8 protein-coding genes are annotated in these 10,955 nt (G+C 71.1%); 5 read left to right on the forward strand and 3 right to left on the reverse strand.

The features are described 5' to 3' along the window. Positions 1-142: 142 nt before the first annotated feature. Together lanL and HD595_RS08945 are read left to right on the forward strand one after the other, a co-directional pair. Entirely contained in the window at positions 143-2,839 is a 2,697-nt protein-coding gene (gene lanL / locus HD595_RS08940) for a class IV lanthionine synthetase LanL (protein WP_253767447.1), read from the forward strand. Between the two features lie 270 nt (positions 2,840-3,109). Beyond that, the gene (locus HD595_RS08945; protein WP_253767449.1) at positions 3,110-4,879 is read left to right on the forward strand and encodes an ABC transporter ATP-binding protein; all 1,770 of its coding nucleotides are present in this window, start codon (positions 3,110-3,112) and stop codon (positions 4,877-4,879) included. Between the two features lie 238 nt (positions 4,880-5,117). Here the strand turns inward: HD595_RS08945 and HD595_RS08950 are convergent, their stop codons facing one another. Then, the gene (locus tag HD595_RS08950) at positions 5,118-5,609 is read right to left on the reverse strand and encodes a winged helix-turn-helix transcriptional regulator (RefSeq protein WP_067228557.1); all 492 of its coding nucleotides are present in this window, start codon (positions 5,607-5,609) and stop codon (positions 5,118-5,120) included. Positions 5,610-5,702: 93 nt separating this feature from the next. Here HD595_RS08950 and HD595_RS08955 point away from each other — a divergent pair, with 93 nt between their 5' ends. Then, complete coding sequence (locus HD595_RS08955) at positions 5,703-6,200, forward strand: tautomerase family protein (protein WP_253767451.1); 498 nt, start codon at positions 5,703-5,705, stop codon at positions 6,198-6,200. Between the two features lie 947 nt (positions 6,201-7,147). Beyond that, on the forward strand, positions 7,148-8,374 hold the full coding sequence (locus HD595_RS08960) for an MFS transporter (RefSeq protein ID WP_253767453.1): 1,227 nt from the start codon (positions 7,148-7,150) through the stop codon (positions 8,372-8,374). Positions 8,375-8,426: 52 nt separating this feature from the next. Here the strand turns inward: HD595_RS08960 and HD595_RS08965 are convergent, their stop codons facing one another. Next, positions 8,427-8,645 carry a hypothetical protein gene (locus tag HD595_RS08965; RefSeq protein WP_253767455.1) on the reverse strand — a complete coding sequence of 73 codons (219 nt, stop codon included), beginning with the start codon at positions 8,643-8,645 and terminating at the stop codon, positions 8,427-8,429. 238 nt (positions 8,646-8,883) lie between these two features. Beyond that, the gene (locus tag HD595_RS08970) at positions 8,884-9,519 is read right to left on the reverse strand and encodes a pyridoxamine 5'-phosphate oxidase family protein (protein ID WP_253767456.1); all 636 of its coding nucleotides are present in this window, start codon (positions 9,517-9,519) and stop codon (positions 8,884-8,886) included. 47 nt (positions 9,520-9,566) lie between these two features. Between HD595_RS08970 and pdxR the strand changes: the two genes are divergently transcribed. Then, positions 9,567-10,946, forward strand: coding sequence for a MocR-like pyridoxine biosynthesis transcription factor PdxR (pdxR, locus tag HD595_RS08975; RefSeq protein WP_253767459.1), 1,380 nt, complete (start codon positions 9,567-9,569; stop codon positions 10,944-10,946). Positions 10,947-10,955 lie beyond the last annotated feature (9 nt).

Raw genomic sequence — 10,955 nt, forward strand, 5'->3', positions numbered from 1 at the left:
ATAAAGGGGACGGCACCCTCCTCCGGCCGCGAACCCAGCTTTCACCTCGTATTCAATTGGTTTCCCATTCATCTGCAAGGGCGCTTCGCGACTCTCGGTTCTGCAGGAAAGCGGCGACGAGTGGAAGCGGGTTCACGTGAGTATGCGTTCGGCAGACCCGGCCATTCTGCGCGACATCGTGGCCGGCGAGCTCGGCCGCGCGGGCGCGCAGGACTGGTCGATCGCCGAGGACGACCTCTGGTGCAAGGTCACCCCGGACGCCTACCCGATGCCCGACCAGGGATGGAAGCTGCACGTCTCCGCGACGATGCTCTCCGCCCCGCTGGCGCTCGCCCGCGTCTCCCGAGTACTCATCGAGGCGCATTGCGCCTTCAAGTTCCCCACCCGGCTGGGCGACTACTGGAAATTCCTCGAACCGCACTGCAGCCGTGCACAGGCCGGGAAGTTCATCACCGTCTATCCCCTCGACGACGCCGAGTCGGTGCGCCTGGCCGCTCTCCTCGACGACGCCACGCGGGGGCTTCCCGGCCCGGTGATTCTTTCCGACCGGCCGTACCGGAAAGGCGGGATCGTCCACTACCGCTACGGCGCCTTCAGAGGGCACCGCGTGCTCGGCAACGACGGGTTCTACGAGGTCCGGCTGCGTTCGCCGGAGGGCCGGCTCGTTCCCGACGAACGGCGGCCGAGCTTCTCCCCGCCACCGTTCGCGAGCTGCCCGTTCGAGGTCCCGGCGGCGAGCCGGCGCCCACGGGCGGCCGCGGTGATGCTCAACGACCGGTTCGTCGTCCGCGAAGCCGTACGGCATGCGAACCGCGGCGGCGTCTACCTCGCCGAGGACACCACCACCGGCCACGACGTCGTCGTCAAGGAAGGGCGCCCGCACGCGTGCGCCGATCTGAGCGGCCGCGACGCGCGGGATCGGATCGCGGCCGAACGTTCCTGCCTGGAGGACCTCGCCACGGCCGGGATCACGCCGGCCGTGGTGGACTTCTTCGAGCAGGGCGGCCACACCTTCCTCGTCGAGGAGTTCGTGCCGGGGATCACGCTGCAGCGCTGGTCGGACGAGAACGCCGGACCGCTGGGCGAGGACGGGTTCGGCAGCTCGGCGGCGCAGGTCCTGCCCGTCCTCAGCCGCCTGACCGCGGTGCTGAAGACCTTGCACGGCCGAGGCTACGTGTTCGGCGACCTGTCGCCGAACAACGTGATGCTCTCGCCCGGCGGCGAACTACGGCTCATCGACCTGGAACACGCGGCCGTGCCCGGCACCACCGTCATGGTGGGCGGGACTGCGGGCTACCTGGCCCCGGAGCTGGCCGGCCACACCGGGGAGTTCCGGCCCGCCCCGCACGCGGGCGCCGACCTCTACAGCCTCGGCGCGATGGTGTACTTCCTGGCGGTCGGCGCCCACCTGGACCCGCCGGGCCCCGGCCAGGCGGCCCGGGTGGCAGCGGCCGCCACGGCCAACCCCACGCTCGCCCTGCTGCGACCGCTTGTGGAAGGCCTGCTCGCGACGGAGCCGGAGCGCCGCTGGTCGCTGGACCGCTGCCGTCGCTTCCTCACCGAGACCGAGCTCGCCCCGGAGCCGGCCGCCCCGGAGCCGGCTGCCCCGGAGAGGGCCGCCCCCCACGACCGGACCCGGTCATCGCGGCGGATCGGCCGCCTGATCGACGACGGGATCGCGTACCTGGTGGAGACGATGGACACGAGCGAGGACGCCCCGTCGCCGTGGCCCAACACCGCCGACGGCACCGAAGCCGACCCGTGCTCGGTCAACGGCGGCGCGGCGGGAATCCTCGGCGTCCTGACGCGGGCCGAACCGCACGCGCCGGCGGTCGCCGAGCTCGCCCACTGGTTGAGGCGGCGGCTGGAGGTCGAGGACGTCTGGCCGCCCGGCCTTCACTTCGGGCGCTCCGGCGCGGTGTGGGCGCTGTACGACGCGGCGACGGCCATGGGCGACCCCGAGCTGGCACGGTTCGCGGTGCGGGCAGCGCGGCGGCTGCCGACCGACCACCCCGGCTCCGACGTGACGCACGGACTGGCCGGATGCGGCATGGCGCTCCTGCACATCGCACTGGCCTCGGGAGATCTCGCGCTGCGGGACCGGGCCGCCGAGAGCTTCCAGAACCTGCATCAGGCGCGGTCGTACAGCGACGGCCACCCGCAGTGGCCGACGCCGCAGACGTTCGACTCGGGCCTGGCCGGGACCAACCACTTCGGTTTCGCGCACGGCATCGCCGGCATCGGGACCGCGCTGCTCCACGCGGGCCGCGCCCTCCACCGGCCGGAGTGGACGGAGACCGTCCACGAGATCGCCCGCGCCCTCTACGAACACGCCGAGGTGGACGGCGACACCGCCTGGTGGCCGACGCAGCGCGGCGACCTGTCGACGGTGCGCCCGCGCCGGCCGTACTGGTGCAGCGGCTCGTCCGGGATCGGCTCCTTCCTCGTGAGGTACTGGCGCGCCACCGGCGACCCGCCCGCGCTGGACCTGGCGCGCAAGGCCGCGAGGGCCGTGCACCGTACCCGGTGGCAGTCAGGACCGGTGCCGTGCCACGGACTGCCCGGCGACGGTGAATTCCTGCTCGACATGGCCGATCTCACCGGTGACGACCGCTACCAGCGGTGGGCGCGAGATCTGGCCGCATGCCTGGAGATCCGCGCGGCCGATCGTCGTGGCCGCCTGCTCGTTCCCGGACCCCAGGGAGACTTCCCGCCGACCTTTCTCGCCGGCACGGCGGGGATCGTCGCCTTCCTCCTCCGCCTGCGCGACCGGTCCACCCGGTTGTGGATGCCGGAGGAGGCCCCCAGGCTCGCCGCTCCCGCAGCGGGACGGCGATGACAGACGGCCGCACCACGGGCGGCCCCGGCATTCACAAGGAGGTGAACGACCATGTCCTTCGACGTTGAGGACCTGCAGGCGCTCCAGGAGCTCGAGCCCGGCGCCAACGAGGCGCTCCGGCTGACCAACTGCATCAAGCACTTCGGCTGCACCGACAACTGACAGCCGCACCCGCCCGCCCGGACACGGGCGGGCGGGGCTCTGCTCTGTTCGATCACTGAACGTTCGACCACCAGGCGTTCGATCACCCGACAAGGACAGGCCCGGCCCGTGCACGATCGTCCCCCCTCCGCTGCGGAGCAGCCTCCCGCCCCCGGGACCTGGCGCAGGGTCGTGCGGCTGTTCATGCCGCACCGGCTCGCCATCTGCTTCGTCGTCCTGCTCGTCGTGGCCTACTCCGCGCTGAACGCCGCCGTCCCGTTGCTGACCCAGCTGGTCTTCGACCGGGCGCTGTTCGGCGCGGGCGGCCCCGACCTTCCGCTGCTGGCGCTGATCGCCGGTCTGGCGGCGGCCACCGCGTGCGCGGTGGGCGTGGTGGACCTCGGCCAGACGTGGGTGTCGGCCCGCGTCGCGCAGCACGTGGTGCACGCGCTGCGCGTGGAGCTGTTCGGTCGGCTCCAGCACATGTCGCTGGCCTTCTTCGCCGCGACACGAGGCGGCGAGATCCAGTCGCGGCTGGCCAACGACACCGCTCAGATCGAGCATGCCGTCAAGGACACCCTGCCCAGCACGCTGTCCGGCGTCATCGGATTCGTGGCCGCCGCCGGCGCGATGGTGGCACTTTCACCCCCGCTCGCGGGCGCCGCGCTGCTTCTCTCGCCGATCGTCGTCTGGGTGGCCTCCCGCTCCGGGCGAGCGCTCAAGAACCTGTCGGAGGTCAGCCAGCGCTCTCGCGCGCAGCTGTCGGCCATCGTGGCGGAGCGGCTGTGCCTGGGCGCCGTCGTCCTGGCCAGGGTCCACGGCAGAAGCGCGGACGAGGCCGGCAGGTTCACCGCGGAAAGCCTGCGGCTGAGCCGGCTCGGGGTACGCTCCGGCCTGGTGGCCCAAGGGGTGCTGAGCGCGGGACACGTCTTCTTCGTGCTGACCCCGTACCTGGTGTTCGTGGCGGCGGGACTGTCCGACGGGATCACCCCGGGCACGCTGGTCGCCTTCACCGTGCTGCAGGCCAGGCTGTACCAGCCCCTGTGGCAGCTCCTGCACGTCTCCACCGAGTTCCGCTCCGCCCAGGGAGCCTTCGAGCGGGTCTTCGACTACCTCGACATGCAGCCCGAGCCCGGGTCTGATGCACGGCCGGACTCCACCCTCGGGCCCGGCGCGCTCACCGTCCATGAGGCCACTTTCCGGTACGCCGCAGGGGAGCGGGACCGTCCGGCGTTGGACGGCGTGAACCTCACCCTCCCGGCCGGATCCACCACGCTGGTCGTCGGCCCGAGCGGCTCGGGCAAGACGACACTCGGCCACCTGCTCGCCGGCCTGCACGCGCCCACCGAGGGGTCGGTCCGCATCGACGGCGCGAAGATCGGCCGTCCGTCGCCCGGGCGGGTCTGCATCGCCACCCAGGAGCCCTTCCTCTTCCAGGGGTCGATCGCCGACAACCTCCGATACGCCGCCCCCGACGCCACCGCGGACGATCTCATGCGCGCCTGCCGGCTCACCCGCGTCCACGAGCGGATCATGGCACTCCCGGACGGCTACGACTCCCTGGTGGGAGAGCGAGGGGCGCTGCTGTCCGGCGGCGAACGCCAGCGCGTCGCCCTGGCCCGCGCGCTCCTGGCCGACGCGTCGGTGCTGGTACTCGACGAGGCCACCTCCGCGCTCGACCCGATGACCGAGCTGGAGGTCGTCGAGGCGATCCTGGCCGAGCGCGCGGGACGGACGACGGTGATGATCACCCACAGGTTCGGGGCGCTCGACTCCTTCGACACGGTCGTGGCCCTGGACGAGGGCCGGGTAGCGGAACACGGAGATCGCCTCGACCTGCTCGGCGACCGGCACGGGTGGTACGCGCGAATGGTCCGCGCTCAGACCGGCGCCGCGTAGACCCTCCTGTCATCCGCGGCTTGAGCGCACCACCTGGGACGTCGGCGTGGACGCGCGTCGCCCGCATGAACGGCCGGCATCGCCCGGTGAGTGGGCCGACGCGGAGGCCGCGGTCTTCGCGGCAGCGCCGATCCAGTCACCACAGCATCCAACGTTTGCCGCCTTGGCCCAGGCGTCGGCCCCACTGCTCGGATCATGCTTCTCGCGATATGAGCTGCTCAGTACGATCCTGGGGATCTCAGGAGCTTTCCACGAAGCGCGCGCCCGGCCCGGGCGTGCGGCAGACGTCGTCCGGGGCGAGGTGGCTGTGCCCCGCAGCGCACTCGAGGACGACCTTGACCGGCTCGTCGCAGGAGCTCGCATCGTCGACGGGCCGGTGCCGGACGATGACCGAGGGGCCCTGCGGGTCGGCGAGGTACGTGTCGCCCCATTCCAGGAGCGCCACGAGCGTGGGCCGCAACGCCCGGCCCTGCTCGGTGAGCTCGTAGGCGAAGCGCTGCCGATCCCCAGGCTCCTGGTAGGGCACGCGGCGCATCACTCCCGCGGTCACCAGGGTCTCGAGCCGAGTTGCCAGGAGATTCCTGGCGATCCCGAGGCGGGAGTGGAACTCTCCGAACCGGCGCGCGCCGTCCAGCGCTTCACGAACGATCAGCAGCGACCAGCGCTCCCCCACCACCGAGAGAGCGCGCGCCACCGAGCAGTTCACTGGGTCGATTCGCCGCGTCTCCATGGGACGAGTGTACCCACCTGAGTTTACAAGCTGTACTTAGCCCTCGTAGACTCCGGCCTGAGTTGAAGAAATAAACTCACCAAGGAGATCGACATGCCCATGCTCGACGTGTACATCCCCGACGGCGCGCTCCAGCCGGACGCCGAGGCGGCCCTGCTGAAGCGCATCACCGAGATCCTCGTCCGCAACGAGGGATTCGACCCCGCCGACCCGGTGAGCCGTTCCGTCTCCTGGCTCTGGCTGCACCGACCGGCCGGCGTCTACGTCGGCGGAGAACCCGCGGACGCACCTCGCTACAAGGTCGTCCCGTCCGTCCCCGAGGGCCAGCTCGACGAGCAGAAGCGTGCGAGCGTCATCGCCGAGGTCACCGAGGCGATCCTCGACGCGGAGAACGGTGCCTGGCCGCGTGACGCCAGCCGGATCTGGGTATTCCCCACCGAGATCCCCGAGGGTCACTGGGGCGGCTGGGGCCAGATCAGGCCGCTCGCAACGATCCTCGCCCGACTCACCGGCGACGACACCGAACGTGCCCGTACGCTCGCGCGCGAGCGGATCGCTGCCACCCGAGCCGAACACGCCCGCCTGCCCTGACGAGTGGCGAACGAGGTGGGGATCTCGGGCGAGTAGAGACCGCGCGGATAGCGGCAGAGTCCTGGGAACTCGGTCCGGTGCTTCCTCGGCTCGATGTGGCCGTAGAGCTTGTCTTCGCCCAGGTCGTAGGCGACGAACAGGTGTCTGACCCCGTGCGGGCGGGTGCAGGTCGCCTGTCGGCGGGGCCTCGGTTCCCGGCCGGGGTCCTTGTGCCGCCCACCGCGCTCGGCCCACTGCCGCCCAGGGTCGGGCCGGCGGTCAAGCCACCCGGCATGCCCTGCGCGGACAGCAGCACCACCTGGGCCGGCCGCCAGGTCACCACCGACCCGGTGCCTCTGCGGACAATCCGCGGCAGGCGCCGGCCCACGTCGTCAAGGTTCTCTGATGCGGCACTGGCTTGCTCGCGACGAGCCGATCGCCGGAACTCTCAAGGCCCTCGCCCCATGAGACGGAAGCGGTGGTGCCGCGCCGTACCCGGGCGCACAGTGAGCAGATGAGCCACACCCTCATGAGGACGCTCCTCGTGATCCACTGGGCGCTCCCCAGCTTGACGGCGATCGTCGCGTGGCTGCTGTTCGACGCCAACGCCCTGGTCGTGGCTGCTGACGAAGGCCGGAGAGGGCTGGGAGTTCATCGGCACGTTCCCGTCAGTGCTCCTGCGCATCCCCAGCTACCTGATCTACGCCGTCATCGCCCTGGTCGTGGCGACGGTGGCAGAGGGACTGATCGTCGCGCTCGTACTGAAACCCGCGTTCTCTCCGATCGAGTGGGCCGGGGACCGCACGGCCTGTGCTTCTTCCCCCAGCCCGGACGCTACTCCCTCGACCACACCGGCGTGTTCCGATGACCGCCGCCGGCCCCGCGGAGGCCTTGTCGCGGAGGAAGATCTTTCAGGCATTAGTCGTGTTCCTAGCGAGGCCGCGGCGCCAGGCGCGCGATGATGCCCCATGCCGAACACGCAGGCCGCGAGCCGCTTTCTGGTCGAACTGGGGCGAAATGGCAGGTTGATCGTGGCGGCGCGGGCACTGCGAACCTTCGGGTACGGCTGCACCAGCGTGCTCCTGGCCGAACTGCTCGCCCAAGACGGCGACGACCCCTGGCAGACCGGCCTTCTGCTGTCCCTGGCGTCCGCGGGCTCCGTGGTCGCCAGCCTGACGCTCGGCCTGTTCGCCGACAGGTGGGGGCGGCGGCGCACACTGATCGCCTGCGGCTGCCTGATGGCGGTCGCCGGCGTCGCCTTCGCGCTCAGCGAGTCCTATCCCATCCTGCTCGCCGCCGCCTTCATCGGAACCATCTCGCCGTCCACCAATGACAACACGCCGTTCTCCGGTGTGGAGCAGTCCATCCTCGCCCAGACCTGCGACCCTCGCCGGCACACCACTGTCTTCACCTGCTACAACGTCACAGCCATGGCGGCCGGCGCCCTCGGCGCGCTGGCCGCCGCCGCGCTCGCGCTCCAACCATGGGTGACGGCCGCCGACGCCGCCTTCGCGCTGTACGCGCTCCTCGCCGTGTGCACCGTGCTGCTGTTCTGGCGCCTCTCGCCCGAGGCCGAGGCACCTCCGTCCCCGCGCCACCGCCAGGGCCGCCATCGTGTACGGGTGCCCGGACCGGTCCGCCGCCTGGCCGCGCTGTTCGCCCTCGACGCCTTCTCCGGCGGGCTGGCCGTCCAATCCATCCTTGCCTGGTGGTTCGCCCAGCGCTACGGGGCCACCAGCGCACAACTCGGCCTGGTGTTCTTCGCCGCCAACCTCCTCCCGGCCCTCGCGCAGCTCACCGCCCCCTTCCTGGCCTCCCGGCGCGGGCTGCTGGCAGCCATGCTGCTCCCCCATCTGGCCGCCAACCTGCTGCTGGCCGCCATCCCGTTCGCCCCCACCCTCGCCAGCGCGGTCACCCTCCTCCTGCTCCGCCAGACCCTCTCCAAGATCGACGTCCCGGCGAGGCAGGCCTTCACCGCCGCCATCGTGCCCCCGGCACACCGAACAACCGCGGCCAGCATGACCAGCGTGGCGCGAAGCGTCGCCGTGTCCGTCAGCCCTCTCGCGGCCACCACCCTTTTCACCGGAGCCCTGGTCATACTCGGGGCACCCCTCCTCATCGGCGCCGCCTTGGGCATCGGCTACGACATCACGCTATGGCGTGCATACCGGACCGCACCCATGGCCGACGGCTGAGCGTCAGGCGCAGGTCTTACGCTCTGAGAAGGCAGTGGTATGCCGCTGCCGGTCACCGCGGCAGGACGATGCGAACCACTGCCCCTGCCTCCGCCCACTGATTCGCCGCCTCGACTCTCCCCTCGTGGGCTTCGGCCACGGCTTGCACGATCGCCAGGCCTCGCCGGGCGGCCTCGAGCGCGTCGAGCTGGGTGTCCAGGGACTGGCGGACGATGGAGGCGCGGGCATAGCCGATCCGGACGTGTCCGGACGGGTAGTCGTCGTCGCGCACTCCGGAAGTGCTTCCTAGGAGCATTTCGGGCGGCCAGCTTTTCGCATCGCCCTATGAAACAGCGTTCGCCCTGGACGCGTCCGGCCGGAGTCGGTGTTTCATAGGCGATCGCTTATGAAATATCCCCGGCGTCACCGAGTGACCGGCGCTCGCAAGCCAACAGATCAATCAAGTGGCGGCTTACCGTAGCCATCGGAGTTCCTGCCCCGGTCAAGAACGCGGCGATGACTCCGAGTCGTCATCCGAGCCTCGTGACATAACCGGGCACGTCGGCATCGGGTGTCAAGGGAACTGGCGCGCCGAAGGCAAGTCGCGCGGGCACCTGCCCGGTCCACACTCCAGGCACCGGATCGTCATGCGGAGGCTCGTCGCGTACCTTGACCGACGCGTCCTCGATGTCGACCCGCCACACCGCCGTCTCCCTGAGGTCCTTCGCATCGGGCGGGCGCACGTCGTCCCAGCGCCCTGGCGTCAGATGGTCGATGATCGCGCGCAGCGCGGTCAGGATCTCATCCTCGGAGGTCAGCCGGACCGCGTGGCCATGCACCGTGACCGAGCGGTAGTTCATCGAATGATGGCGCGCCGAGACGTCGAGCACGAGCCCATCGAACAACGTCGCCGTGACGCACACCGCGCTGCCCGCTCCTACATCCCGGAAGAGCCCAGCCACCGGCGAGCCGTGCAGCACCACCGAGTCGCCGACCCGGGCGTACGCCATCGGCAGCACCACCGGGCGGCCGTCGCGCACGGTCGCCACATGGCAGAACGGCGCCGCGTCCAATACCGCCCGCACCGACTCGCGGTCGTAACGCCCCCGCTGCGGCTTGCGCCGTACGCGTGCCAGCCGGTTCGGAACCTGTGAAGAATCGCTCATGCGCTGAAGACTAGGACGCCACTGGTGCGCCCATATGCTCCAGTTCTATGGAGACTGACTGGTCCAGTTCCCTCGACCTGCATCTCGATCTCGACACCTCAGCCGGGGTCGGGCAGGCGATCGAGCGCGCCCTGCGCAGGGCCGTACGCCAGGGACGGCTGGCCGTGGGGGCACCGTTGCCGTCCACCCGCTCCCTGGCCCGCGACCTGGGGGTGGCACGCGGCACCGTCAGCGACGCCTATGCCGCTCTGGCCGCCGAGGGGTACCTCGTGACCAGGCAGGGCGCACCTACTCGGGTCAGCTGGGCGCCGCCGTCCCCCCTTGCGCCCGGCGCAGTGTCGGCCACTCCCGACATTCGCTGGGACTTGCTTCCCGGGCGTCCCAGCAGCGCGAGCTTTCCGCGCGCCGCCTGGGTCCGCGCGATGCGGCGTGCCCTCGCGCGGGCGCCCCAGGACGCCTTCGGCTACGGTGACCCGCGGGGCCGGCCCGAACTTCGGGACGCGCTCGCCGACTACCTCGGCCGCGCCCGCGGCGTCGAGATCACTGCCGCCCAGCTGCTCGTCTGCTCCGGCTTCACCCAGTCCTGGGCTCTGATCTGCCAGGTGCTGCGCGAGCGCGGGATCACCGCCGTGGCGGTCGAGGACCCTTCGGCGTACCGGTTTCGCGACACGATCGTCCGGTACGGCATGCACGCCGAGCCGGTGCCGTGCGACGCTGAGGGCCTGCGGGTGGACGCGCTCGCCACCACCTCGGCGGGTGCCGTGCTGGTGACACCCGCCCACCAGTACCCGCTGGGCGTGGTGATGTCTCCCGCCCGCCGTACCGAGCTCATCCGCTGGGCCCGCGAACGCGGCGCGTACGTCGTGGAGGACGACTACGACGGGGAGTTCCGCTACGACCGTCAGCCGGTCGGAGCGCTGCAGCAGATGGACCCCGAGCGGGTGGTGTACGCGGGGACGGCCAGCAAGTCCCTGGCGCCCGGGCTGCGACTGGGCTGGCTGGCCTGCCCGCGCTCGCTCACGGGCGACCTGGCCGCCGCCAAGACCGCCATGGATCGGGGAGACGGCGTGATGGACCAGCTCACCCTCGCCGAGCTGATCACCAGCGGCGGCTTCGACGCGCATGTGCGCCGTATGCGGACGACCTATCGGCGCCGCCGCGACGAACTCGCCCGAACGCTGGCCGACTGCTCTCTTGCCGGCGTCTCCGCTGGGCTCCACGCCCTCCTCCTGCTGCCCGAAGGGATGGACGAGGAGCCGACGATGCGGCGCGCCGCCCGGTCGGGGCTGGCACTTCGTGCGCTCACCGAATTCCGGCACCTGTCCACGGGGCCCCAGGCACTGGTCGTTGGGTACGGAGCCCCGGCCGACCACGCCTTCCGCCCGGCTCTGACGGCCCTCTCCGGGTTACTCGCCGGACCTGCGTAATTTCTCGGC

The sequence above is a fragment of the Nonomuraea roseoviolacea subsp. carminata genome (assembly GCF_024172185.1).
GTDB classification, from domain to species: domain Bacteria; phylum Actinomycetota; class Actinomycetes; order Streptosporangiales; family Streptosporangiaceae; genus Nonomuraea; species Nonomuraea roseoviolacea.

Coding starts and splice junctions, on each gene's coding strand:
- lanL (WP_253767447.1), top strand. CDS start 143: ATGCGTTCGGCAGACCCGGCCATTCTGCGCGACATCGTGGCCGGCGAG.
- HD595_RS08950 (WP_067228557.1), bottom strand. CDS start 5,609: ATGGAGACGCGGCGAATCGACCCAGTGAACTGCTCGGTGGCGCGCGCT.
- HD595_RS08955 (WP_253767451.1), top strand. CDS start 5,703: ATGCCCATGCTCGACGTGTACATCCCCGACGGCGCGCTCCAGCCGGAC.
- HD595_RS08960 (WP_253767453.1), top strand. CDS start 7,148: ATGCCGAACACGCAGGCCGCGAGCCGCTTTCTGGTCGAACTGGGGCGA.
- HD595_RS08970 (WP_253767456.1), bottom strand. CDS start 9,519: ATGAGCGATTCTTCACAGGTTCCGAACCGGCTGGCACGCGTACGGCGC.
- pdxR (WP_253767459.1), top strand. CDS start 9,567: ATGGAGACTGACTGGTCCAGTTCCCTCGACCTGCATCTCGATCTCGAC.